The organism is Telluria sp. ZB4P36 (assembly GCF_059685865.1).
Genome location: NZ_JCASIE010000008.1, coordinates 18,801 through 43,356, shown reverse-complemented (window position 1 = coordinate 43,356; position 24,556 = coordinate 18,801). Strand labels below are relative to the sequence as shown.

Below are 24,556 nucleotides of genomic sequence, written 5' to 3'. Positions count from 1 at the left end.
CGACGGGCATGATCGATCTCGGACTGTCGAAGCTGGCGATCATCGGCGTTGTCGCGCTGATCGTGATCGGGCCTGAAAAGCTGCCGAAGGTGGCGCGCATGGCGGGCACCCTGTACGGGCGTGCCCAGCGCTACCTGCACGACGTCAAGTCCGAGGTCAGCCGCGAGATCGAACTCGACGAGCTGCGCAACCTGCACAAGGAAGTGCACGAAAGCGCGGAATCGTTCAAGTCCGAGGTCGAGCAGTCCATGTCCAGCCACGTCGACGAGGTCGAAGCGCTGTGGGACGGCAGGGAGCACGTGTCCCCGTCCTCATCGTCTTCCGCGTCCTTCGTCAGCACCAGCGACATCGAGCGCAAGGCGCGCGACTTCCGCCGCAAGAAGCTGGTGCGCACCTCGGCCGTGCCGGCCTGGTACAAGCACCGCAACGGCGGCAAGACCCATGTGCTTTCCGGCGCCGCGCGCGTGCGCAAGTTCCGCCCAAGCTCCAGCAAATCCAAGAGTTCGTTTTTCTAAATGACCGAAGAAGCCGCAGGCGAAGAAACCTTCATCTCCCACCTCGTCGAACTGCGTGACCGCCTGGTCAAGGCGTCGATCGGGATCGCCATCGCCTGCGCGGCCCTGTTCATCTGGCCGGGGCCTTCGCACGTCTACGACCTGCTGGCCGCGCCGATGGTCGCTTCGCTGCCGGCCGGCTCGACCATGATCGCCACCGGCGTCATCTCGCCTTTCCTCGTGCCCATGAAGGTGACACTGCTGCTGGCCTTCATCCTGGCGCTGCCCTGGGTGTTCTACCAGCTGTGGGCCTTCATCGCGCCCGGCCTGTACGCGCACGAGAAGCGCCTGGTGCTGCCGCTGGTGATCTCGTCCTCGCTGCTGTTCATCGGCGGCGTGGCCTTCTGCTACTTCTTCGTGTTCGGGCGCGTGTTCCAGTTCATCGGCGAGTTCGCGCCTTCCTCGATCGCGGTGACGCCGGACATCGAAAACTACCTCGACTTCGTCATGTCGATGTGCCTGGCCTTCGGCTTCACCTTCGAGGTGCCGGTGGTGGTGGTGATCCTGGTGCGCATGGGACTCGTCAGCATCGAAAAACTGAAGGAAATCCGCTCCTACGTGATCGTCGGCGCCTTCGTCATCGCCGCCATCGTGACGCCGCCGGACGTGGTCAGCCAGCTGGCGCTGGCCATCCCGATGTGCCTGCTATATGAACTGGGCCTGCTGGTGGCGCCGATCTTCGCGCGCGTCACGCGTGCTCCCGAAGAGCACGCGTAAAGGCTGATTTCTTCTTCGCTGGTTGAAGAATCGAAGCTTACGGACAGTTCCCGATCACGTAATACCCCGCCGCAGTCTGCGCCAGCGTCGTGGTGTAGAAGGTATTGTTCAACCCCATGTCCTGGTTCGACCCGTTGGCCAGCGCGTACCCACCGCTGTTGTGCGCCCGCCCGGCCGTCACGTGGGCGTAGTTGCTGGCCGTCGTCGTGGTGCACACGAAGCCGGAGGTCGTCGTGCCCGTGACGCCGGCCGACTTCGCACTCTCCACGCCGTTCCCGGTGGCCGAGACCTGGTAGGTGTAGCTGGTCGATGCCGCCAGGCCCCCGTCGGTGTAGCCGGTGCTGCTCAAGGGCGTGCCGTTCACCCTGGCGCCATTGCGATAGAGGTTATAGCCGGTAGCGCCGCTCGACGCATTCCAGGACAGCGCGATGCTGTCCGCCGTGCGTGCGCCGACCGCCAGGCCGGCGGGCGGCTGCAGGGCCGGCGCCGAGCCGACCAGGAATTGCGCGATGCTGCAGGCGCTCGAGGTCAGGCCGGTGCCGCTGTTGGTCGCCGTGACCGTGCCGGAGTAATAACCGTCCGCGCGCGCCGCATAGGCCTTGCTGAAGCCGGCGCCGCTGCCGGCAGCGCTGTCGTCCACCGGGGTCGGGCCGTTCAGCACCACGCGGTAGCTGCTGATCGCGCCGCCGGCGTCGGTGGCGGCGCCGTTGACCGTGACCGTCGAACCGGACACGCTGGCGCTGCACGACGTCATGCTTGGAGGCGCCGCGCGCGCCACCCGCAGGTTGTTCTTAAACCAGAAATCCATCACGAAGGCCGGGTAGTTGACCTTGGTGGCATCGACATAGTTGCTGTTCTGGCCACCGGTGCCGGCCGGCCAGGCGTGGCCCATGCCCGTGACCACGATTTCCGAGGTCCGCGTGTTCCCGTTGCTGTCGGTGTAGGGCACGTTGCTGCCGCCGGTCGGCACTGTGACCGCCGCACCTTTCGTATACGTGCCGCCGTAGACCTGGCGCATCGCCGCCGCGTTGAGCGGGCCATAGGCCTGCGCCACGGTGTAGTCGTTGGTGCCCCAGATGACGCCGGCGACCTGGGTCGAGAAGTGGCTGGTGTTGGTACCGGCCCAGCTGGTGCAGCTGCCGGCCACGCTGCTGGACGTGGTGCCGGAGGGGACCGTCGAGATCTGCGAAGTCGACACGGTCGGCGCCGGCCCTGCGTTGATGCCGATGCCGGCGAAGACGTCGGGCGCCACGCAGCCCATCACCATGGTCTTGGCGCCGCCCGAAGACAGGCCCGTGACGTAGATCTGCCTGGGGTCGATCGCATACTGCGGGTTGCTGACGAAGCGGTTGACCAGGTCGAGCAGCACCGCGTTGTGGCCGTAGCTGCGGCTGCGGTTGGTGGCGGCCCAGTCCCAGCAGTGGGCGCCGTACAGGTTGCCGGTGGCGTTCGGTGCCAGGATCACGGCGCCGTACTGGTCGGCGGCCGCCTTCCAGTTGTAGCCGGCGTCGCTGGTCCCTGCGATCACGTCATTCGCCGCGGTCTGCGCGCAGCCGTGCAGCACCAGCACCAGCGCGCGCTTGCCGTCAAGCGCAGGCGCGGTCGCGGGCCAGTAGTAGTAGCCGGTGAGGGCGCCGCCGTTGACCGTGTCGGTGGCCCAGGTCTGGTTGGCGCTCCAGGTGCCGGGTCCGGCCTGGAGTTGCGCGGATGCCGGCGCCGCTGCGGCCAGGGCCAGGCAGGCGGCGAACGCGGCCCGTGTGAGTTTGCATGCCATTGAAAGTCTCCGTTCTGTTTGTCGGCACTGCGGGACCGGTCGGGCAGGGACGTGACAGGGCCACGCCGATGCCGCAACCGGGAATCGGTGGAACAGGTGAAACGAGAGGAAAAACTGGCGGAGCGCGTCGCTAGGACGCCGGTGCGGGAAGGGAAGTCATGGATGTCTCCGGCTTATCTTTATGAGACGTCCATTCTAGCTTTAGAGATATTGCGCACAAGCGAGCGCGCGAGCACGCCGCTTGTGCGCTTTTGCACAGGCGATTGCCTGTGCAACATCAACACATTGTCACTGCATGAGTTCCGAAATCATCTTCACCGGCGCATTGCCGTAGCTGAGGAACTGGTCGTGGAATTCCTTCAGGTCGAAGCGTTCGCCCAGCTGCTGTTTGCGGCGCTCGCGCAATTCCATGATCTGCTCGTAGCCGCTGTAGTAGCTGGTCAGCTGCACCGAGGTAAGCGTCACCCGGCGCCACTTCTCGTCGGCTTCCTGGCGGGTCTGGAAGGCCTGGCGCACCAGCAGGTCGATCGCCTCCTGCTGGCCCATGCCGAGCACGTGGACGCTGTAGTCGAGGATGGTGTTGGTCACGCTGCGCAGGTTCCACTTCGAGTACATCAGCCACATCTCGGGCGCGTTGTCGCCATAGCCGGCTTCCAGCATCATGCGCTCGCCGTACACCGCCCAGCCCTCGACCATGGCGCCGTTCCCGAACAGCGATTTCACCAGCGAGGGCGAACGGTTCGCGTACACCAGCTGCGCGTAATGGCCAGGAATCGCTTCGTGGATGTTCAGGATCTGCAGGATCCACTCGTTGTACTCGCGCAGGCTGCTCTCGGCCTGTTCCGGGCTCAGGCCGTCGAGCGGGGTGACGTTGTAGTACGTCTTGTCCTTCGGACGGTAGGGGCCGGGTGCGTCGATGCTGGCGCCGGCCACGCCGCGCTGGTACATCGGGGTCTCGCGCACCTCCAGCGGCTTGTCGGCGTCGAGGGTGAGCAGCTTGCGCTCGGTGACGAACTTGTGCAGGGCCGGGATCTGGCGGCGGATCTCGGGCAGGAAGTTCTCGCGCGAGACGTGGCGGCTCGAGAGCTTGTCGATCATCATGCCGATCTTCTGGAAGCGGTCGCGCGGCTTGGCCCTGCCTTCCATGTAGCGCGGCCACAGTTCGTCCGAGATCGTGTCCATGCGGGTGAGCAGCTCTTCGCGCGTGGCCAGGGCCTTGCGGAAGGTCTGTTCGGCGCTGCTGGACGACTGGATCTCGAGCGCGAACTTCTGCTCATACAGGTCCTTGCCGGCGCGGAAGGGGCGTGGCTTCACTGCATTCTTGTCGAGCGCGCTCAGGAAGTCGACATAGGCCAGCACCGCGCTGCCGGCGTTGGCGATGCGCTGTGCAAAGATCGCTTTTTCCTGCGTATTCAGGATCGATTCCTGCGCCGCCTTGCCCAGGTCGGCCAGCACCGCGATGGTGCCCGGCGCCTGTGCGATGGCGAGCTGGGTGTGCTCGCGGGTCGGGTTGACGATCGAGGCCTGCGCCGCCTCGTAGTAGGCCGGCACGGTGGCCAGGCGCTTGAGGATGGTGCGCAGACGCTGCGGCTTGGCCGCGTATTCGGTATTCAGGATCAGGTCGAGCGGCTGGGCGATGTTGTACATCGACGGGTTCCACTCGTACTCGCGCCAGGTGGTGAGCTGCCAGCGCTCCTTCTCCAGCTTGTTCACCAGCAGGGCCAGGTCGGTACGCTGGCGCGCCGACAGCTGGCGGGTATCGAGCTTGCTGAACTTGTCGAGCCACTCGTTGGCGAAGGCCAGCTTTTTCGCGCGGGTGGCGGCATCCGGGATGGTCAGGTTGGCGGCCTGGTCGAACTTGCCGACGTAGATGCCGCCTTCCGGGTCGACGCGCCACAGCGCGGTCAGGTACTGCATGCTCATCGAGTCGAAACGGCGGTCGAGGCGTTTCTCGTTGGGGTTCGCGACCGGTGCCGCAGCGACTGCGGTGGCAGCAACGGCCGTGGCGGCAGTAGCGGCAGCAGCTTTCTTTTCAAGCTTCTTGACCGGCGCCTTGACCTTCTTCGTTTTCGATTTGACCACTTTCGTGGCTTTCGCCTTGCCCTTGGCGGGCTTGCCCGGCGTGGCGCTGGCGGGCGCCAGCGCGAAACTCGCCAGCAGCACTGCCAGCGCGATCTTCGTTTTCATCATTCTGTTCGAACCCTGCAAATATAAAGGTCGGCGCTCGCCCGCGCGGCATGCGCAAGGCGGAACCACGGAAGAGTAGCACCATTCAGCCCGCTTGCGGCGGCCTGAAACATTCGGACACTTAGCCCATACTTAATCGACGGCGCCCGAGCGCAGCATCTGCTGGTGCATGGCGTTGATGGTCTCGACAGCCTTGCGGCCATGCGCGATGTGGTGCAGGACGATCTCGCTGTCCCGGGTGAAGCGGTGGCCGATGCGCACCGTGTACGAGCGCGTCACCCAGCTGACGAAGCCGTTGACGTAACTCGCCTCGTCCATGTCGCGCCACTTCACGCCGGATACGCCGCGCTTCCACGGCAGGATGCCCGAGACCACCCAGACGCCGACGTCGTCGTAGTACAGCTGCACGCTGCGTACCTGCAGGAACTGGTAGGCGACCAGCAGGGCCGATCCGGCCAGCACCGCGGCGGCGGCGATCTCGTTCCACAGGAAGGCGGCAGGCAGCGCGACGAAGAACAGCAGCAGCGCCAGCGCCAGGACGCCCGCATACGCCGTCCAGGATTTGATGCCGATGATACGGGCCTGCGACGCCGTTGCCGCTTTGTCCAGTTGCATGTGTCTTTACTCATCCATAAAAGTGGCATGATCACATGAATGTCATGCAGCGCCAAGGCCCTGCTTCAGCATCGCCAGCATCTCGCCCGGCGACATGCGCGCCGCAATCTCCGTTCCTTCCAGCAGGCTGTCCGCCAGGTCGCGCTTGCGGTGGTGCAGTTCGACGATGCCTTCCTCGATGGTGCCGCGCGCCACCAGGCGATAGATCGTCACAGGCCGCTGCTGGCCCATGCGGTGGGCGCGGTCCGAAGCCTGGTCTTCCACCGCCGGATTCCACCACGGATCCATGTGGATCACGTAGTCGGCCGCGGTCAGGTTGATGCCCACGCCGCCCGCCTTCAGGCTGATGAGGAACAGCTCGCCCTCGCCGGCCTGGAAGGCATCCACGCGGCGCTTCCGTTCCTGCATCGGGGTCGCGCCGTCGAGGTATTGGTAGGGGATGTGCTTGCCGTCGAGGTATTTGCGAATCAGGCTGAGGTGGTCGACGAACTGGCTGAACACCAGCACCTTGTGGCGGTTTTCCAGCAAGCCGTCGACCAGGCGCGCGAAGGCGATCAGCTTGCTGCTGGCGATGCCGGCGCCGGGCGCCACCAGTTCCGGATTGCAGACGGCGCGGCGCAACCGCATCATCTCGGCCAGGATCTCGATCGACTTCTGGCTCTCCGGCGCTTCCAGAGCGGCCAGCTTGTCGAGCGCATCGCGGCGCAGCGATTCGTACAGCGCGCTCTCTTCCTGGGTCAGCTCGACCGGCACCACGATCTCGGTGCGCGGCGGCAGCTCGGTCAGCACCTGCGCCTTGGTGCGGCGCAGGATGAAGGGCTGCGTCAGCCGGCGCAGGCGCGTACGCGCACCGAGTTCGGCGCGCTTGTCCTGTGCTTTCTCGATGGGGCCGGCAAAGCGCAGCTGGAACTGGTCGGCGCTGCCCAGCAGGCCGGGATTGATGAACCTGAACAGGTTCCACAGCTCGCCCAGGTGGTTTTCCAGCGGCGTGCCGGTGGCCGCCATGCGGAAGTTCCCCTGCAGCGCCATCACGGCCTGCGAGCGCTTGGTGTGCATGTTCTTGATGGCCTGGGCCTCGTCCAGCACGATGCTGTGCCATGTCCGCTTTGCGAACAGCGGCGCTTCCTGCTGCAGCAGGCCGTAGCTCGCCACCACCACGTCGAAGGGGCCGGCTTCTTCCAGCATGGTGGCGCGGTCGCCCGGTCCGAACAGCTTCAGGTTCAGGGTCGGCGCGAAGCGCTGGGCTTCGGCGATCCAGTTCAGGCAGACCGAAGTCGGCGCGATGACTAGCGCCGGGCCGTCGGGGGCGCGTGTGAGCAGCAGGGCGAGCGCCTGCAGCGTTTTACCCAGGCCCATGTCGTCGGCCAGGCAGGCGCCCACGCCCCAATGCGCGAGGCGTCCCAGCCATTCGAAGCCTTCGCGCTGGTAGTCGCGCAGCTCGGCCTGCAGGGTGGAAGGCAGCGCCGGCGTGAAGGCTTCGCTGTCCGCGATGCGTCTCAGATGCCGGCGCCAGGCGTCGTCGCCGGCTACTTCGCCGGCATCGTGCGCCAGCTCGGCCAGCGAAAAACTCGCCAGCGGGTGCATGCGCAGCTCGTCGCCGTGCATGCTGCCGTAGTCGGCCAGCTCCATCAGACGCCGGTGCAGCTCGTCGCTCAGGGCCAGGTATTCGTTGTCGCCCAGTGCGACGAAGCGGCTTTTCGCTTCGCGCACGCGCTCCAGCAGCGTACGCAGGTCGAGCACGCGCTGCTCGTCGACGACAATGTCGCCGTTGGCCGCGAACCAGTCGCGCTCGCGCCGGATCTGGATGCGCACCGATTTGGAGGTCGCGCGTTTCGTCACGCGGAATTTCTCGCCTTCCGGCCAGGCCACCACCACCTTGGCCGGGTCGAGGCCGCGCAGCTCCTCCACCAGCTCCAGGCACAGCAGGGGCTGGCCCAGCAGCCACTCGCCGTGCTCGAATTCACCGTGTTCGAGCGCATGGCAGGCGCCGACCAGCTGGCGCTCGGCGTCGCGCTCCGCGTTCAGGTCGCGCCGGGCTTCCGTGCGCACGCCGTTCACATCGGCGATCACGCTTTCGGCGCCGGTGCCGGGCGCATAGTAGGCGCCGTTGTCGAGCGGGCGCACCTGCACCTGCATGCTCAGGCCCTGCTGGTAGGGACGCAGATGCAGGTGCAGGCGCGGGTCGGCCGCCACCTGCTCGATGTCGCCCGGGCTGGCGCCGATGTCCGACTGCACCGTCACGATCGAGGAGATCGCGCTGATCGCGCGCAGCACGCGGCGCTCGGCATCAAGCGGCACTTCCAGGCCCGCGCCGACGATGGCGGCGATGCGGCGGTGTTCCTCCCCGATGCGCACCAGGCGCAGGCGGGTCGGCGTTTCGCGGGTGACGATGACCTCGCCGTCCTGCTCGCCCGGCGCCGGGCGCAGCGAGATCGTGACCTTGCCGCCGCGCGCCTTGACGTGCAGCTCCGGCTCGCCCGGCAGCAGTTCCACCCGCGTGCCGGGCGAGTCCATCCAGAACAGCAGCGGGTGGCCGACCAGCGCGGCCACCGCCTTGTCCAGCTCGAACTCGAAACGGATGCCGGTGCTGCCGTAGTAGCGCCGCCCGGCGATGCTGGCGGCGGCCTGCACGTCCTGGGCGGTGAGGAAATCGAGTTCGCGGGCGTCTTCGGCCAGGCGTTTGAGGCCGATGGCGCGGCCGCGGCTCCAGCCGCCTTGGGCATCGCGCTTCTGTTCGCGCGGTTCCAGCTCGCGCACGCCCATGTGCTCGTCGTAGCGGATCATCCACACCAGGCGCGACTCGCGCACCACTTCGGCGTTCAGGGCCGGCTGCAGGTTGATGAGGGCGTTGAGCTGGCGTTCCCAGGGCTCCTCGCGCTCGAACCAGTGGGTCAGGTCGGTGAAGCGCTGCGCCCTGCGCAGTTCGCCGGCGCGCTGTTCCATGCTGACGGCGCCGGCGCCGCCGATCTGGCCCAGCAGGCTGGCCAACTGGGCCGACAGCAGGTCGAAGCCGGCGCCTTCGGACTGCGCCAGCATGTCCTCGATGTCCTTGCGCTTGCCCTGCAGTTGCGGCAGGCCGAGCCAGTGGTGCATCAGCGCGCGGAAGGTGAAGGGCTCGAGCGCCATTTCCCAGCTGCGCGAGGCCAGCACCGCGGCGTCCACCGTGCCGCGCCGGATCTCCTGCAGCATGCTGAGCTGGAAGACCACGGCGGTCTCGGGACGCTGCACCGCGCGGGTGGCGATGTCGAGCCAGGCATCGGCCAGCTTCAGGTGTGCGGGCTGGTTGCTGCGCAGGAGGGCGGCGAGGTAAAGGTGTGCGCCGATGCCGTCGAAGATGGCCTTGCGCTTGCCGGTCTCGCGGCGCAGCTGCTTGAGCGCCTGTTCGACACCGGGCAGGGCGATATCGACGTCGTCGCGCAGCAAGGCAATCACGCTGCGCAGGAACAGCCCGGCGGCATCGTCGACATCAAGCAGCAGGACCGAGGCATCGTCCAGGCGCCCGCACAAGATCAAGTGTTCGCCGAGCGCGATGCGCAGCGCGATCGAGGGATCGCCCTGGGCCGCGTGGCGTTCGGCGGCGGCGCGGATCACGGGCGCCAGCCCGGGTTCGCGCTGCGCATGCTGGACCAGCACCGCCAGCACGCCGTCGCGCAGCGATGGGTCGATACGCTCCAGCAGGGCCGGATCGAAGGGGCGGGCGCAGACCTCGACCAGCGGGTGCAGGTAGGAGGCTTCATGGCAGCGCAGGCAGGCCGCCAGCAGCGGCGTGACGGTGGACCCGGTTTCGCCTGCCAGCAGCGCCATGCGCAGCAGGGCCAGTCCCTGGCGGTAGCTGCGCAGCACGGGCGTGCCCTGCCAGTCGCGGCGCAGCGGCGTGACCTGTTCATAGGCGCTGCGCAGGGCGTCGAATGTGCCGTTCACCAGCGCCAGCGCGAGCGCGGGCCAGGCGGCGGCAGGCGCAATCGTGAAACCCCGTCCGACGACGTCGTTGACGAGGCCGGCCTCGCGCAGGCGCGCCAGCTCGGCCGCCCACTGCTCGGGGGGGAGTGGCAGGCCGGCCGCCATCAGGTGTTCGAGGATGCGCTGGCGGCCCATCGGCTCGCCGGTCAGGGCCAGCAGGGACAGGATCGCCTGTTCGCCGGTGTCGAGTTGGGAAACACTCATGCAGGCAGGTTCTCGATCTCCACCGCCGGCAGTCCTTCGGGCACGGGAATGCCGAACACGCGCAGGTAGAACACCAGCTCCGCTTCCAGCGTCTTCACCACGCTCTCGGCCTTGCGGAAACCGTGACCTTCGCCCTCCAGGGTGAGGTAGGCCACCGCTACCTGGCGCGCGCGCAGCGCCTCGACCATCGTCTCGGACTGCTGGGGTGGCACCACCATGTCATCCAGGCCCTGGAAGAAGATCATCGGCCGCTTCAGCTTGTCGGTGTGGTGGATCGGCGAGCGCTCGCGGTAGACCCGCTCGGCCTGCTCGGGCGGCGCGATCAGGTACTGGTTGTAGTGCGACTCGAACTTGTGCGAGTCCGCGTCCAGCCCGGCCAGGTCGGACACCCCGTAGTAGCAGGCGCCGGCCTTGAACACATCGTGGAAGGCGAGGGCGCACAGGGTCGTCAGGCCGCCGGCGCTGCTGCCGCGCACCAGCAGGCGTTCGGGATCAGCCAGCCCCTGCTGCGCCAGGTGGCGCGCGCCGGCCACGCAGTCCTCGACGTCGACCACGCCCCACTGGCCCTTGAGCAGGTCGCGGTAGGCGCGGCCGAAGCCGGTGCTGCCGCCATAGTTCACGTCCAGCACGGCGAAGCCGCGGCTGGTCCAGAACTGGGTCGCCAGCTTCAGGGTGCTGGCCGCCATGCCTGTCGGGCCGCCATGGCCGATGACGATCAGGGGCGGCAGTTCGCCGTCTTGCGGGGCGAAATCGGCATTGGTCGGCGGATAGTGGAAGGCGTAGGCGGTGCGGCCGTTCGCGCTCGGGTAGTTGATCGACTGCGGAACCGACAGGTAGCCCGTGGGCGGCAACTGGGCGATCGAACGCGCCAGCACTTCATGTGCCCCACCCTCGAGGTCGACGCGCGCGAGTTCGAGCGCCAGCGTCGGCGCACCGCCCAGCAGCGCCACCGTATGCGCATTCACGCGCAGTTCGCGGATCTCTTCATAGGGCGTCGCGGCTTCGGTCAGGACGCCGCCGCGCAGGCGCGCCAGTTTGCTGACGCCGCCCTCGACGTAGGCGCAGACGATCTCGTCTTCCGAGCGGAAGCCGTACAGCGAGCCGCCGAAGGTCCACAGGGGCCCGCCGAATTCCGCCTCGCGCGGGCACAGCGGCTGGACCACGCCATGTTCGAAGCGGTACAGGTTCCACCAGCCGCTGCGGTCGGACACGAAGTGCAGCACGCCGCCCGGCGACCATTCCGGCTGGCAGACCGACTCCTGCGGCCCGCCCGCCACCAGCCGGCCATTGGCCAGGCTGCCGTCGTCCTGGATGTCAGCCAGCCACAGCTCGCTGCCTTCCCAGGGCATGCGCGGGTGGTCCCAGCACAGCCAGGCCAGGTGGCGCCCGTCCGGCGAGATGCGCGGCGCCGCATAGAAGTCGTTGCCGTCGACCAGCACGGTTTCAACACCATCGAAGCCGATGGCGGCAATCGTGTTTTCCGGGTAGTGGCCGCCTGCCGAGTGGTCCTCGCACACGCTCAGCAGGCGCCGGCGCCCTGCATCGACCACGAAATCGGCGTAGCGCCGGCCATTGCCGTCCGCGGTGAGCGGCACCGGTGCGGCGCCGGGCTCGACCCGGTAGAGCCGGCTGTCGCCATGGTTGGAGAACCAGGCCACGCCATCGGCGACCGCATAGGCCCCGCCGCCGTACTCATGCACCTTGCTGCGCACGTTGAACGGCGCCGGCGTCAGTTCGCCGCTGCTGCCGACCAGCGTCGAGCGCCCCGCCTCGCTGGCCCGTCCTTCCAGCCAATACAGGCTGGCGCCGTCGAGCATGAGCGCGGCCAGCGGGGTGGCGCCGGCCGCGACGACCGAGGCGGTGATCGGGGATGTCCAGGTGCCGCAGGGAGCTTGCTGTTTGGTCATGGCAGTGCTTTCATCGTCAAGAAACGCATTATAAGTGTGGCCCCGGTGATGCGATAATAGAGGTTTTCCCTCCGCATTCATTGCCAGCCATGCCACAATTCGCCCCGCTTCAGAACGACACCTTCCTGCGTGCGCTGCTGCGCCAGCCGACCGACTACACCCCGGTGTGGCTGATGCGCCAGGCGGGCCGCTACCTGCCGGAATACCGCGCCACGCGCCAGCAGGCCGGTTCCTTTCTGGGGCTGGCAAAGAATCCGGATTTCGCCACCGAAGTCACCCTGCAGCCGCTTGACCGCTACCCGCTGGATGCGTCGATCCTGTTCTCGGACATCCTGACCGTGCCGGATGCGATGGGCCTGGGCCTGTACTTCGCCGACGGCGAGGGCCCGAAGTTCGAGCGTCCGCTGCGCACGGAAGCGGAAGTGCGCGCCCTGCAGGTACCGGATATGGCGTCGCTCGACTATGTCTTCAAGGCGGTGACCCAGATCCGCACCGCCATCAACGGCCGTGTGCCGCTGATCGGCTTCTCGGGCAGCCCCTGGACCCTGGCCTGCTACATGGTCGAGGGCGGCGGTTCGCGCGAATTCCACACCATCAAGAAGATGATGTACCAGCGCCCAGACCTGATGCACCACATCCTGGACACCAATGCGCGCGCCGTGGCCCAGTACCTGAACGCCCAGATCGACGCCGGCGCCCAGGCCGTGATGATCTTCGATTCCTGGGGCGGCGCGCTGGCCGACGGCGCCTACCAGGAGTTCTCGCTGGATTACATGCGCCAGGTGCTCGGCCAGCTGCAGCGCGAGAAGGACGGCGTACGCATCCCGGCCATCGTGTTCACCAAGGGCGGCGGCCTGTGGCTGGACGAAATGGCGGACATCGGCGCCGATGCGCTGGGCCTGGACTGGACCGTCAACCTGGGCAAGGCCCGTGCGCTGGTGGGCGACCGCGTGGCCCTGCAGGGCAATCTCGATCCGGCCATCCTGTTCGCCGCGCCGGAGCAGATCCAGGCCGAGGTCGAGCGCTCGCTGAGCGCTTACGGCAAGCCGTCGAGCGGCCATGGCCACGTGTTCAACCTGGGCCACGGCATTTCGCAGTTCACGCCGCCGGAATCGGTGACGGCGATGGTCGAGGCTGTGCACAGCTTCAGCCGCAAGCAGCGCGCCGCCTGATGTGTTCCTGCTGCGGGGTGTATTTCCGCAGCAAAATCACACTTGTTCACAAGTTCGTCAAACCTCGAAATTATTCCTGTGGACATCTTTGCTTAGTATGAAAATACATAAGCTAATGATTATTAAAGGTTTTTTTCATGGCGAACTGTAGGTATACACAGTGGGGATGATGGTCCACATGTAAATTGTTCCGGCTTCCTGTCCATTGTTCACAAAGTTATGCACAGGATGATGGATGAGTTGGGAAAAGTGCTTCGTTTACGCGGACTTAGCTCAACTCTTCAAGTAAGGTGTGAAGATTCTGGTGCAGCGCAGCGAGTTTTCCCAGTGCACATGTGCAGTTATGCACAGCAAGCCGATTCCAGGCCGACTTGTTAACAGGGATAACTCGTGTTTTGCAAGTCATTGAATTCATTGGCTAATTTCTTGTTGTTCCAGTGAATCGCCGGAATCGAGTTGATCTAACGTAAACCTCGAACGGGGTCAAGTACAGCGCTATTCACAAAGTTTTCCACAGCTTCACTGCTAACAAAGAAGGTTGAATTTGGCACACTGCTTCCTCCAGGTCGCGCTCGATACGCCGCTCAACAGCTGCTTCGACTACCGCTGGGATTGCCAGCCGGGCGAAGCGCCGGCGGTGGGCCGGCTGGTGCTGGTGCCGTTCGCGCGGCGCGAGGTGGTGGGTATCATCGTCGCCGTGAAGCAGGACAGCGAGGTCCCGCCGGACAAGCTCAAGGATGCGATCGCCGTGCGCAGCCAGCTGGCGCCGCTGCCCGAGCGCTGGCTGGCGCTGGTGCGCTTCGCCGCCGACTACTACCAGCGCCCCCTGGGCGAGGTGGCCCTGCCCGGCCTGCCCAAGAACCTGCGGGTGCCGAAGACCGTGGCGCTCGACCGCGCGCTCAAAAAACTGGCAAAGGACGACACGCCGCACGACCCCACGCCCTCCGGCATGCCGGTGCTGAACCCGGCGCAGCAGGAGGCCGCGAATGCCATCGGCGGGGCCGAAGGCTTCACGCCGATCCTGCTGTACGGCGTCACCGGTAGCGGCAAGACCGAGGTCTACCTGCAGGCCTGCGCCCAGGTCCTGGGGCGCGATGCCGATGCCCAGATCCTGATCCTGGTCCCCGAGATCAACCTGACGCCCCAGCTGGAAGGGAATATCCGCGCGCGCTTCCCCGGCGTGATGCTGGCCACCCTGCACAGCAGCCTGTCCGAGGGCGAGCGCATGCTGCACTGGCTGGCCGCCCACCAGGGCAGGGCACGCATCGTGCTGGGCACGCGCCTGGCCATCCTGTCCTCGCTGCCCCACCTCAAGCTGATCGTCATCGACGAGGAACACGACCCCTCGTACAAGCAGCAGGAAGGCCTGCGCTATTCGGCGCGCGACCTGGCGGTCTGGCGCGCCCACCAGCTGGCGATCCCGATCGTGCTCGGTTCGGCCACGCCCTCGCTCGAGACCTGGCACCACGCCGGCTCCGGCCGCTACCGCAAGCTGGAGCTGCGCGAGCGCGCCGTGCGCGACGCCGTGCTGCCCACCGTGAAGCTGGTCGACATGGAACGCGACCGCCCCAAGGACGGCCTGACGGGCGCCCTGATCGCGGCGCTGCGCGGGCGCCTGGACCGCGGCGAGCAATCGCTGCTGTTCCTGAACCGGCGCGGCTATGCCCCGGTGATCTGCTGCGACGCCTGCGGCTGGATCAGCAACTGCACCCGCTGCACCGCCTTCATGGTGCTGCACCGCCCCGAGCACCGGCTGCGCTGCCACCACTGCAGCCTGGAACTGCGCATCCCGCGCCATTGCCCGACCTGCGGCAACGTCGACCTGCAGCCGCTCGGACGCGGCACCCAGCGCGTCGAAGAAGGCTTGCAGGCGATGTTCCCGGAAGCGCGCATCCTGCGCATCGATGCCGATTCCACGCGCCTGAAGGGCAGCGCGCAGGCGGCCTTCGATACCGTGCACCGGGGCGAGGTGGACATCCTGGTCGGCACCCAGATGGTCGCCAAGGGCCACGACTTCAAGAAACTGACCCTGGTCGGCATCCTCAACCCGGACACCGCGCTGTTCTCGCAGGACTACCGCGCCAGCGAGCGCCTGTTCGCCCAGCTGATGCAGGTGGCCGGGCGCGCCGGGCGTGCCGGGGCGGCCTCGGAGGTGCTGGTGCAGACCCGCTACGCCAGCCACCCGCTGTACGGCGCCCTGATGCGCCACGACTATGACCGCTTCGCCGGCAGCCTGCTGGAAGAGCGCCGCCAGGCCGGGCTGCCGCCCTTCATGTACCAGGCGCTGCTGCGCGCCGAGGCGCCCGAGCTGGCCACGGCGATCGCCTTCCTGGAAGCGGCGCGCGACAGCCTGGTGTCCGACGCGGTGATGATCAACGACCCGATCCCGATGACGATGACCCGCGTGCACAACGTCGACCGCGCCCAGCTGCTGGTGGAGTCCGCATCGCGTCCGGCGCTGCAGGCTTTTCTCCGCGAATGGGTCGAGGTCCTGCGCGCCATGAAGTCGCGCGTGCGCTGGTCGCTCGAGGTCGATCCGCTCGATATTTGAGCGCGTGTGGCCTTCGGTGAGAATTCGCCGTCTTTCGCACTGCTAGACTGTCCTCCACCACGACAGGAGACGACCACCATGCGCGTACCGACCACCGCCATCCTGCTGCTTGCCATGCTCGGCGCGGCAGCCAGTGCCCATGCAGGGACCCGTTCCGGCGCCCTGGCGGTCGATGGAATCCGCAACAGCATCGCGGCGCGCGACTGCACCCTGGCCGTGGACCGGCTCAAGAGCGGCCTGAAGAACGAATACCCGGAAGTCCTGCTGCTGGCCGGTTCGCTGTACGAGAACGGCATTTGCGTCAAGCGCGACTGGGGGCGCGCAGTGGATTTCTACGCGCGGGCGCACGAGGCCGGCGAGAAGGATGCGGCGGCCCGGATCGCGGCCGGCTATGCCGACCCGGCCAACGGTCCGGACGTCGCCGCCGCCCTGTGGTGGGCCCTGAAACATACGCCATTCCGGCCAGCCCCTTGCACGGTCCCGAAAGAGGCCATGGCCGATCCCGACCGCTTCGTGGCGGAACTGAAGGGCTGGCCCCAGGCGCGGCTGTCGACCTGCAATTACCTGGCCGGTGTGATGTCCACGATTGCGGCCGAGGTGAAGTACCCGGAACTGGCGGCGGCCCATGCGATCGGCGGCGACGTGACCCTGCGCTTCCTTCCGGGCGTGCCGCGCATCGAGCTGCAGCGCGGCGAATCGCGCGAATACGAGATGGTGGGCTGGGTCAATGCCGATGCGCTGCGCGACCGCAAGTCGCGCAGGATGGCTGACGGTTTCCAGGCCGCCCTCAGCACCGTGGGCAACCGCGCCCTGGCGCGTTATCCCCACCCGGGCGGCATACCCGAAGATGCCCTGATCACGGTGAAATACAACTTCGGCATGGAGTACGACAGGAAGCCTTGCACGGTCTCCCAACCCTGTTCCCCGAATTAGCGTATCGTTCCGCTGTGATTTTGCGGAGGAAGCGATGAAGAAACTGAACGTGGATGTCGCCATCATCGGCACCGGCACCGCCGGCATGACGGCCTACCGGGCGGCGAAGGCCCAGGGTGCGCGCACCGTGGTCATCGAAAGCGGCCACTACGGCACCACCTGCGCGCGGGTCGGCTGCATGCCGAGCAAGCTCCTGATCGCCGCGGCGGAAGCGGCCCATGCGATGCAGCACAGCGCGCCTTTCGGCGTGCATGCGGGCCAGGTCCGCATCGACGGGCCGGCCGTGATGGAACGCGTGCGGCGCGAGCGCGACCGCTTCGTCGGCTTCGTGCTGGAAGGCGTCGACTCCTTCGCCGACGAAGACAAGCTGCGCGGCCATGCGCGCTTCACCGGCCCGCACACCCTGGTGGTGGACGAGCACACCGAGATCAGCGCCGCGCGCATCGTGATCGCCACCGGCTCCACGCCGCTGCGCCTGCCTGCGCTGGAAAACGTCGGCCCCGGCATCGTCACCAGCGACGACGTGTTCTACTGGGACGACCTGCCGAAGTCGGTCGCCGTGATCGGCACCGGCGTGATCGGCCTGGAAATCGGCCAGGCCCTGCACCGCCTGGGTGTGCGCGTGAAGCTGTTCGCGCGCGGCGGCAGCATCGCCCACCTCAGCGACCCGGAAGTGCTGCGCAGCGCCACCCGCGTACTCACCGAAGAACTCGACATCCAGTTCCAGTCGAAGGTGGTGGGCGCGGTGCAGGACGGCGCGGAGGTTGCGCTCACCGTCAGCGACGCCCTTGGCGAGGAAAAGACCGAGCGCTTCCAGCTTGTGCTGATGGCGGCCGGCCGCACCCCCAACGTGCACGGCATCGGCCTCGAGCACACGGGGCTGGCGCGCGGCGCCGACGGCATCCCGCTGTTCGATGCGCGCACCATGCAGTGCGGGACCAGCCACATCTTCATCGCCGGCGACGCCAACAACGAGCGCCCGCTGCTGCATGACGCGGCCGACCACGGCAAGATCGCCGGCGACAACGCGGGCCGCTACCCGGACGTGCGTCCTGGCCTGCGCCGCACGCCGATCGCGGTGGCCTTTACCGACCCGAACATCGCTACCCTGGGCGCCAGCTACCGCCAGCTCTGCGAAGGCGGCAAGCGCAAGTTCGCGGTGGGCGCGGTCTCCTTCGCGAACCAGGGCCGCAGCCGGGTGATGTTGCAGAACAAGGGAATGCTGCGCGTGTATGCGGAATTCGGCTCGCGCCGCTTCCTGGGTGCCGAAATGATCGCGCCGCGCGCCGAGCACCTGGCGCACACGCTGTCCTGGGCCTGCCAGATGCGCTTGACGGTGGACCAGATGCTGGAGATGCCCTTCTACCACCCGGTGGTCGAGGAAGGCGTGCGCACCGCCCTGCGCGACCTGGCGCACTGCCTGACCAGGGGCGAGAGCGAGGTCGACGCGGCGGACAGCGAGCCGGGGACCTGATCAGTTCAAATAGCTGGCGTCCAGCTTGCCTTCGCCGGCCAGCTGGCGCAGGATGCGCACCGTGTCGATGTCGGCTTCCTGGTAGGCCGAGCGCTTGAAGTCGTCGTACATGGCGTTGGCCGGGTCGGTGTGCTCGCCCTGGCCGTCGTCGTAGCAGAAGCGCAGCAGCAGCACGGCATCGCCGGGCGCCTCGATGACCATCTTCAGGCTGGAGGCGGCGATTTCCCCCTGGGCCGGCACCTCGTAGCGCACTTCCTTCAGCGGCGTCATGTGCACCACGTCGTCGATCACCAGGTCGCCGTAGCGCAGGCGGCGCGTGAAGCTGCCGCTGCTGCGTTCGCCGATCGTGCATTCGTCCAGGTGCGGCACGAACATGGTCGGCGATTCGGCGCGCAGCACCAGCCCGCGCCACAGCTGTTCGATCGAAATGGTGTCGATCAGCGGGTTGAGCGGATCGTTGATCTGGATGAGATGTTCAAATTTCATGGTGCAGTCCACATAAGCCTTGGCGCGGGGCGCCACAAGGGAGAGATGGTACCCGATCGTGGGACGCTTCGTCGCCTCGGTCTCAGTTATTGCCTAAAAATAGGGCATGCTGCTTGCGCTGGAAAAAGGCGATCGCTACCAGGATCGCGAACGAGATCGCCAGCAGCACCAGCGCATAGGAATGCGCCGCCGCATAGTTGAGCTTTTGCGCCTCGTCGTAGAGGGCGATCGAGGCCACCCGGGTCTGGCCCGGGATGTTCCCGCCCAACATCAGCACGACGCCGAACTCGCCCATGGTGTGGGCAAAGCTGAGCGACAGGCCGGTCAGGATGCCGTTGCGCGACAGCGGCAGCACCACCGAGAAGAAGGTCTGGCGCCGGGTCAGGCCCAGGGCCAGGGCCGACTGCACCAGGTCGCGGCTGACGTTGCGGAAGGCCGACTGGATCGGCTGCACCGCGAAGGGCAGGCTGTACACCACCGACCCCGCCACCAGTCCCGCAAACGAAAAGGGCAGGGGATGCCCGAACACCGACAGCCAGGCCGCGCCCAGCGGCTGCTGCGGCGACATCAGCATCAGCAGGTAAAAGCCGATCACCGTCGGCGGCAGCACGATCGGCAGGCTGACCAGGGTTTCGATGAACAGGATGCCGCGCATGCGGCTGGTATTCAGCCAGTTGGCGAGCGGGATGGCGATCGCCAGCAGCACCAGCGCGGTCACCAGCGACAGGCGCAGGGTGAGCGCGAGCGCGTCCCAGAGCTCGGGCGTGAAGGCGAAGCCCGCAGCGGAAAACTCAGTCATTCGCCGGGGGCAGGCCGAAGCCGTTGCGCTCCAGGATGGCGCGCGCCGCCGGCGAGCCGAGGAAGCGCACGAAGCGCGCGGCCAGCGGCTGGCCGGCACCTGCGCGGGTGACGATGGCGCCCTGTTCGATCGGCACCACGCCCGCGTCGCTGATCAGGTGATAGCGGCCCACGCCTGCCATCTTCGGCGCGCGCACGGTGGCCAGCGACACGATGCCCAGCTGGGCATTGCCGGTCTGGACGAACTGGGCGGCCTGGGCGATGTTCTCGCCGATCACCAGGCGCGGCTGCACAGCGTCCCACAACTTGTCGCGTTTCAGCGCGGCCCTGGTGGCGCGGCCATAGGGAGCGGTGTCGGGATTGCCGATGGCGACGCGCGCTACCCGCGGGTCGCGCAGCACGGCCAGCCCCTGCGCCACGTCGAAGCGGGGATCGAGGGTCCACAGTACGATGCGGCCGATGGCGTAGGGACGCAGGGTGGCGCCGTCGGCCGCCCCCACTTTCGCCAGCTGGGCCGGGTAGCTCATGTCGGCCGACAGGAAGACGTGGAAGGGCGCGCCGTTGCGGATCTGGGCGAAGAAGTTGCCGGACGCACCGGTGGACACCTTGACTTCCGCCTCGGGCGCCTCCTTGCGGAACGCAGCCGCCAGCTCATCGATGCAATACGCCAGGTCGCTGGCCGCGGCCACCAGCAAGGGCGCTGCCTGGAGCGGCCCTGCGAGCAGTGTTGCAAACAAGATGACAAGCAATTTTTTCATGGATTCATTTTAGCGCGCCGGCCGACTCATCGTTACAATACCCGGCCATTCTGCAGAAATCTTTCCCATGTCCAACGCACCAAAATTCGGCCTCAACGGGCCGCAAAGCGAAGCCGTGCTCTATCTCGACGGCCCCTGCCTGGTGCTGGCCGGCGCCGGCTCGGGCAAGACGCGTGTCATTACGCAGAAGATCGCCTACATGATCGAAGACCGCGGCTACGACCCACGCACGATTGCCGCCCTGACCTTCACCAACAAGGCGGCCCTCGAGATGCAGGAGCGCATCGCCAAGCTGCTCAAGCAGCCCAAGCAGGCCAAGCAGCTGACCGTGTCCACCTTCCACTCGCTGGGCGTCAAGATCCTGCGCCAGGAAGCGGCCGGCGTCGGCCTCAAGGACAAGTTCTCGATCATGGACAGCGACGACTGCTACACGGTCGTGTCCGACCTGGCGCTGACCACGGACAAGCAGGAAATCCGCCGCATCCAGAACGCGATCTCGCTGTGGAAGAACGGCCTGGTCGACCCGGAAGACGCGATCCGCAACGCCAAGGACGAAGACGAAGCCATGTCGGCACGGGTCTACCGCAGCTACCTGGCCACGCTGCAGGCCTACCAGGCGGTCGACTTCGACGACCTGATCCGCCTGCCGGTGGAGCTGTTCCGCAACAACGAATCGATCCGCGACCGCTGGCAGCGCCGCCTGCGTTATTTGCTGATGGACGAATACCAGGACACCAACACCTGCCAGTACGAGCTGGTCAAGCTGCTGGTGACGGGTCTCGGTAAAAAGCCGATGTTCACGGCGGTGGGCGACGACGACCAGGCGATCTACGCCTGGCGCGGCGCCTCGGTCGAAAACCTCAAGACCCTGCAGACCGACTTCCCCGACCTGCGCGTCATCAAGCTGGAACAGAACTACCGCTCGACCACCCGCATCCTGCAGGCGGCCAATGCCGTCATCGGCAACAACCCCAAGCTGTTCGAGAAGTCGCTGTGGTCCGAGCACGGCCTGGGCGAGCCGATCGAGGTGCTGGGCATGCAGAGCGACGAAACGGAAGCCGAGCAGATCGCCATCATGATCTCGGCCGACCATTTCCAGCGCAAGAACAAGTGGACCGACTACGCCATCCTGTATCGCGGCAACCACCAGTCGCGCGTGATCGAGCAGGCCCTGCGCAAGGAACGCATTCCCTACACCATGTCGGGCGGCCAGAGCTTTTTCGATAAGGCCGAGATCAAGGACATCATCGCCTACCTGCGCCTGATCGCCAACCAGGACGACGACCCGGCCTTCATCCGCGCCGTCACCACCCCCAAGCGCGGGGTCGGCATGGCCACGCTCGAGACCCTGGGCGCATTCTCCAAGCAGTGGAACTGCTCGCTGTTCGAGGCGGCGCGCAAGAACGGGCTGGAAGCCAAGCTGGCCGAGCGCCAGCTGGCGCCGCTGCGCGACTTCTGCCGCTTCCTGCTGGATCTGGAAGACCGCGCCACCCGCCCGGGCCCCTCGGGCAGCGGCGACAATGCCGCCGAGGTGCTGGACGACATGATGAAGGAGATGAACTACGAGCACTACCTGTACGAGAGTTTCGACGACCGCGCGGCCCAGGCCAAATGGCAGAACGTGCTCGAGTTCACCAACTGGCTGAAGGAGCGGGGGCGCGGCGGGCGCGACCGTGACGGCGAAGAAAAGAACCTGCTGGAACTGACCCAGATGGTCGCCCTGATGTCGATGCTCGAGGGCCAGGACGAGGAGCAGGATGCCGTGCGCATGTCGACCCTGCACGCGTCCAAGGGACTGGAATACCCGCACGTCTTCCTGGTCGGGGTGGAAGAAGGCATCCTGCCGCACAAGGGCGACCCGGATGCGCCGGTGGAAGTCATGGCCGCCCGCATCCAGGAAGAACGGCGCCTGATGTACGTGGGAATCACGCGTGCCCAGCGTACCTTGCGCCTGACCTGGTGCAAGAAGCGCAAGCGCGCGGGCGAGCTGGTGCACTGCGAGCCTTCGCGCTTCATCAAGGAAATGGCGCTGGACGTCGGCGACGCCCCGCCCAAGGAAACCGAGGTCCTGAGCCCGAAGGAGCGGCTGGCCAGCCTGAAAGCCCTGCTGGCCATGCCGAAAGCATAAGTATTCGCCGGATACGTTGCGCATAAGCCTTGAAGGGCTGCCAATCGCTGCGCACGATTGAATTCTTATTTGACTTCGTCTGTGCCGCAGGAAATACTTTCCGGAAAGCGAGCTCAGTGTACGAGCGTTCGCGTCCACTTTTTACTGTTAGCGCGCAATGGCAACCGTTTCCGATTTAGAAAATACGCCCCTGTCCGGGCTGAACCACATCGACGCACTGCTCGACATCGGCCCCGACTGGAACTTCGTGACCACGGGCGGCAATACGATTTACTACACGTTCTCGATCAGCTCGGGCAACGAGGTGAATCCGGATACCGGCGTGGCCGTCACCGGGCAGGAGGCATTTACCCTGTCCCAGCAGGCCGCGGCGCGCGTTGCGTTCAATTACCTGCGTGAGGTCACCGGCATCAATTTCGTCGAGACCACGACCGGCACCAGTGCCCAGATCCACCTCGCGAACCTCAACCTCGACGGCGCCACCACGACCGGACTGTGCAGCTGGCAAAGTCCCTATTCCTATGGTGCGGGAAATGTCCTGGTCGACTACAAGCCGAACGCCTACGTCTATCTCGACAACGCCGAGTGGCGCGCCGACAATTTCAACCTCGCGCAAGGCACCTCCGGCTACCAGACCCTGCTGCACGAGCTGGGCCATGCACTCGGCCTGAAGCATCCGTTCGAGGAAAGCGTTCACCTGCCCGCCGGCCAGGACAATACGGCCTATACGCTGATGTCCTATACCGACTCGGGCGGACCGTACACGGCCTTCAGCCCTTACGACATCGCCGCCCTGAACTGGCTGTACGGCGGCGACGGCCTGGGCGGCAAGCTCGGCATCAACTCGACCGGCGGCGGACGCTACTTCACCGGCACGTCCGGCGCCGACCTCCTGAACGGCACGGCTGCCGACGACATGTTCGCCGGCCTGGGCGGCAACGACCTCATCCAGGGCGGCGCCGGCAACGACACGGTCGCCTTCTCGGCCCTGCGCAAGGACGTCAGCTTCAGCGAGAACGCCAGTGGCCAGCTGGTCGCCGTGTCTGCGGCCGGTACCGTCACCATGTCCGGCATCGAGCAGATCAAGTTCAACGACGGGATCCTCCAGCGTTCCCAGCTGCTGTCCGACATCACGCCGCCGTCGGCGCCGACCCTGGCGGTGTCGAAGAACGCCGCCGGCTACACCGCCGGCAGCAAGCCGCTCGTCACCGGCTCGGCCGAAGCGAATTCCACCGTGCGCATCTATGACGGCGAGCGCCTGGTGGCCGAGACCCGCGCCGACGCCAACGGCCTGTTCAGCGTCGTCACCAGTGCCTTCGACAATGGCCTGAACCGTTCGGTGCGCGCCACCGCGACCGATGCCGGCGGCAACATCTCGGAGTTCAGCGCCGCGGTCAGCTTCCACGTCGACGCCACCGCGCCGGTCGTGCCGACCTCGAACGTGGTGCTGGCTGCCGGCGCCAACCAGCCGGTGTTCAGCGGCACCGCCGAAGCCGGCACCACGATCCAGCTGATCCGCATCAGCGACGCCACCGAGATCGGCCGCACCGTGGCCAAGACCGACGGCACCTGGAAGATCGATTCGGTGGCGCTGCCGAACGGCGCCTATGAAGTGGCGGCGGTGTCGGTCGACATCGCCGACAATGCCACCAGTGCGGCGACCCGCATGCAGTACACCGTCAACAGCGCGCTCAACGAGACCGGTAACAGCCTGGCCAACCGCTTCACCCCGGGCGCAGGCAACAATGCCATCGACGGCGGGGCCGGCCTCGACACCGTCGTGTACAGCGGCGCGCGCGCCGGCTTCACGGTCGAGCGCGGCATCTACGGCGTGAGCGTGACCGACAAGAGCGGCGCGCTGGGCGCCGACAACCTGGTCAACGTCGAGCGCATCCAGTTCGGCGACACCATGGTGGCGCTCGACATCGACGGCTCCGCCGGCGAAGTCTACCGCCTGTACCGCGCCGCCTTCGACCGCGAGCCGGACAAGGGCGGCCTGGCCTACTGGATCAAGGCCCTCGACACCGGTAACTTCACGCTGACCCAGATCTCGCAGATGTTCCTGGCCGATAAGGAAGCCCAGGCCCTGTATGCGACCAATCCGTCGGATACGTATTTCGTCAGCAAGCTGTACGCCCACGTGCTGCACCGTCCGGCCGAAGGCGCGGGCTTCGACTACTGGGTCAACGGCCTGAAGCAGGTCTCGCGCGCCGACGTACTGGCCTTCTTCTCGGAGAGCCCGGAAAACCAGGCGCAGGTGATTGGCCTCATCAACAACGGCATCGAGTACCCGCTGGCCTAAGGGCAGCCGCGCGCTTAGCTGGCATAATGCCGGCTT

Annotated in this window: 16 protein-coding genes; 8 read left to right on the top strand and 8 right to left on the bottom strand. The window is 66.6% G+C overall.

Annotated features, from left to right (window positions below):
- The first annotated feature begins 8 nt into the window (after window positions 1–8).
- Both tatB and tatC read left to right on the top strand, forming a co-directional pair.
- Window positions 9–515, top strand: coding sequence for a Sec-independent protein translocase protein TatB (tatB, locus tag AC56LK_RS12655; RefSeq protein ID WP_497184862.1), 507 nt, complete (start codon window positions 9–11; stop codon window positions 513–515).
- On the top strand, window positions 516–1,271 hold the full coding sequence (gene tatC, locus AC56LK_RS12650) for a twin-arginine translocase subunit TatC (protein ID WP_497184861.1): 756 nt from the start codon (window positions 516–518) through the stop codon (window positions 1,269–1,271). It begins immediately after the preceding gene.
- A gap of 37 nt (window positions 1,272–1,308) precedes the next feature.
- Here the strand turns inward: tatC and AC56LK_RS12645 are convergent, their stop codons facing one another.
- The 5 genes from AC56LK_RS12645 to AC56LK_RS12625 form a co-directional block, all read right to left on the bottom strand.
- Entirely contained in the window at window positions 1,309–3,045 is a 1,737-nt protein-coding gene (locus AC56LK_RS12645; RefSeq protein ID WP_497184860.1) for an extracellular catalytic domain type 1 short-chain-length polyhydroxyalkanoate depolymerase, read from the bottom strand.
- Between the two features lie 288 nt (window positions 3,046–3,333).
- Entirely contained in the window at window positions 3,334–5,235 is a 1,902-nt protein-coding gene (locus AC56LK_RS12640; RefSeq protein ID WP_497184859.1) for a DUF885 domain-containing protein, read from the bottom strand.
- A gap of 129 nt (window positions 5,236–5,364) precedes the next feature.
- Complete coding sequence (locus AC56LK_RS12635; protein WP_497184858.1) at window positions 5,365–5,847, bottom strand: hypothetical protein; 483 nt, start codon at window positions 5,845–5,847, stop codon at window positions 5,365–5,367.
- A 42-nt stretch (window positions 5,848–5,889) separates the two neighbouring features.
- Window positions 5,890–10,011 carry an SNF2-related protein gene (locus AC56LK_RS12630; RefSeq protein ID WP_497184857.1) on the bottom strand — a complete coding sequence of 1,374 codons (4,122 nt, stop codon included), beginning with the start codon at window positions 10,009–10,011 and terminating at the stop codon, window positions 5,890–5,892.
- Window positions 10,008–11,918, bottom strand: coding sequence for a S9 family peptidase (locus AC56LK_RS12625; RefSeq protein WP_497184856.1), 1,911 nt, complete (start codon window positions 11,916–11,918; stop codon window positions 10,008–10,010). Before AC56LK_RS12625 ends, AC56LK_RS12630 begins: the two co-directional genes overlap by 4 nt.
- Window positions 11,919–12,007: 89 nt before the next feature.
- Between AC56LK_RS12625 and hemE the strand changes: the two genes are divergently transcribed.
- The 4 genes from hemE to AC56LK_RS12605 all read left to right on the top strand — a co-directional run bounded on the left by hemE (window position 12,008) and on the right by AC56LK_RS12605 (window position 18,048).
- The gene (gene hemE, locus AC56LK_RS12620) at window positions 12,008–13,090 is read left to right on the top strand and encodes a uroporphyrinogen decarboxylase (protein ID WP_497184855.1); all 1,083 of its coding nucleotides are present in this window, start codon (window positions 12,008–12,010) and stop codon (window positions 13,088–13,090) included.
- A gap of 544 nt (window positions 13,091–13,634) precedes the next feature.
- On the top strand, window positions 13,635–15,641 hold the full coding sequence (locus tag AC56LK_RS12615) for a primosomal protein N' (RefSeq protein ID WP_497184854.1): 2,007 nt from the start codon (window positions 13,635–13,637) through the stop codon (window positions 15,639–15,641).
- Between the two features lie 78 nt (window positions 15,642–15,719).
- Complete coding sequence (locus AC56LK_RS12610; RefSeq protein WP_497184853.1) at window positions 15,720–16,574, top strand: hypothetical protein; 855 nt, start codon at window positions 15,720–15,722, stop codon at window positions 16,572–16,574.
- A gap of 34 nt (window positions 16,575–16,608) precedes the next feature.
- Window positions 16,609–18,048 (top strand): dihydrolipoyl dehydrogenase, encoded by a 1,440-nt coding sequence (locus AC56LK_RS12605; protein WP_497184852.1) that lies wholly within the window; start codon window positions 16,609–16,611, stop codon window positions 18,046–18,048.
- Here the strand turns inward: AC56LK_RS12605 and AC56LK_RS12600 are convergent, their stop codons facing one another.
- The 3 genes from AC56LK_RS12600 to modA form a co-directional block, all read right to left on the bottom strand.
- On the bottom strand, window positions 18,049–18,534 hold the full coding sequence (locus AC56LK_RS12600; protein WP_497184851.1) for an SRPBCC family protein: 486 nt from the start codon (window positions 18,532–18,534) through the stop codon (window positions 18,049–18,051). It abuts the gene before it with no gap.
- An 82-nt stretch (window positions 18,535–18,616) separates the two neighbouring features.
- Window positions 18,617–19,333 (bottom strand): molybdate ABC transporter permease subunit, encoded by a 717-nt coding sequence (gene modB, locus AC56LK_RS12595; protein WP_497184850.1) that lies wholly within the window; start codon window positions 19,331–19,333, stop codon window positions 18,617–18,619.
- On the bottom strand, window positions 19,326–20,090 hold the full coding sequence (gene modA, locus AC56LK_RS12590) for a molybdate ABC transporter substrate-binding protein (protein ID WP_497184849.1): 765 nt from the start codon (window positions 20,088–20,090) through the stop codon (window positions 19,326–19,328). The genes modB and modA overlap by 8 nt, the downstream gene beginning before the upstream one ends.
- Before the next feature lie 67 nt (window positions 20,091–20,157).
- On the opposite strand from modA, the gene AC56LK_RS12585 reads away from it, so the two are divergent.
- Window positions 20,158–22,218 carry a UvrD-helicase domain-containing protein gene (locus AC56LK_RS12585; protein ID WP_497184848.1) on the top strand — a complete coding sequence of 687 codons (2,061 nt, stop codon included), beginning with the start codon at window positions 20,158–20,160 and terminating at the stop codon, window positions 22,216–22,218.
- Window positions 22,219–22,375: 157 nt separating this feature from the next.
- Entirely contained in the window at window positions 22,376–24,520 is a 2,145-nt protein-coding gene (locus tag AC56LK_RS12580; RefSeq protein WP_497184847.1) for a DUF4214 domain-containing protein, read from the top strand.
- Window positions 24,521–24,556 lie beyond the last annotated feature (36 nt).

Bases quoted from the DNA above. Each gene is read 5' to 3' on its own strand.
- AC56LK_RS12580 (WP_497184847.1), top strand. From the start codon at position 22,376: ATGGCAACCGTTTCCGATTTAGAAAATACGCCCCTGTCCGGGCTGAAC.
- AC56LK_RS12645 (WP_497184860.1), bottom strand. From the start codon at position 3,045: ATGGCATGCAAACTCACACGGGCCGCGTTCGCCGCCTGCCTGGCCCTG.
- modA (WP_497184849.1), bottom strand. From the start codon at position 20,090: ATGAAAAAATTGCTTGTCATCTTGTTTGCAACACTGCTCGCAGGGCCG.
- AC56LK_RS12635 (WP_497184858.1), bottom strand. From the start codon at position 5,847: ATGCAACTGGACAAAGCGGCAACGGCGTCGCAGGCCCGTATCATCGGC.
- tatB (WP_497184862.1), top strand. From the start codon at position 9: ATGATCGATCTCGGACTGTCGAAGCTGGCGATCATCGGCGTTGTCGCG.
- AC56LK_RS12610 (WP_497184853.1), top strand. From the start codon at position 15,720: ATGCGCGTACCGACCACCGCCATCCTGCTGCTTGCCATGCTCGGCGCG.
- modB (WP_497184850.1), bottom strand. From the start codon at position 19,333: ATGACTGAGTTTTCCGCTGCGGGCTTCGCCTTCACGCCCGAGCTCTGG.
- tatC (WP_497184861.1), top strand. From the start codon at position 516: ATGACCGAAGAAGCCGCAGGCGAAGAAACCTTCATCTCCCACCTCGTC.
- AC56LK_RS12640 (WP_497184859.1), bottom strand. From the start codon at position 5,235: ATGATGAAAACGAAGATCGCGCTGGCAGTGCTGCTGGCGAGTTTCGCG.
- AC56LK_RS12630 (WP_497184857.1), bottom strand. From the start codon at position 10,011: ATGAGTGTTTCCCAACTCGACACCGGCGAACAGGCGATCCTGTCCCTG.
- AC56LK_RS12605 (WP_497184852.1), top strand. From the start codon at position 16,609: ATGAAGAAACTGAACGTGGATGTCGCCATCATCGGCACCGGCACCGCC.
- AC56LK_RS12585 (WP_497184848.1), top strand. From the start codon at position 20,158: ATGTCCAACGCACCAAAATTCGGCCTCAACGGGCCGCAAAGCGAAGCC.
- hemE (WP_497184855.1), top strand. From the start codon at position 12,008: ATGCCACAATTCGCCCCGCTTCAGAACGACACCTTCCTGCGTGCGCTG.
- AC56LK_RS12600 (WP_497184851.1), bottom strand. From the start codon at position 18,534: ATGAAATTTGAACATCTCATCCAGATCAACGATCCGCTCAACCCGCTG.
- AC56LK_RS12625 (WP_497184856.1), bottom strand. From the start codon at position 11,918: ATGACCAAACAGCAAGCTCCCTGCGGCACCTGGACATCCCCGATCACC.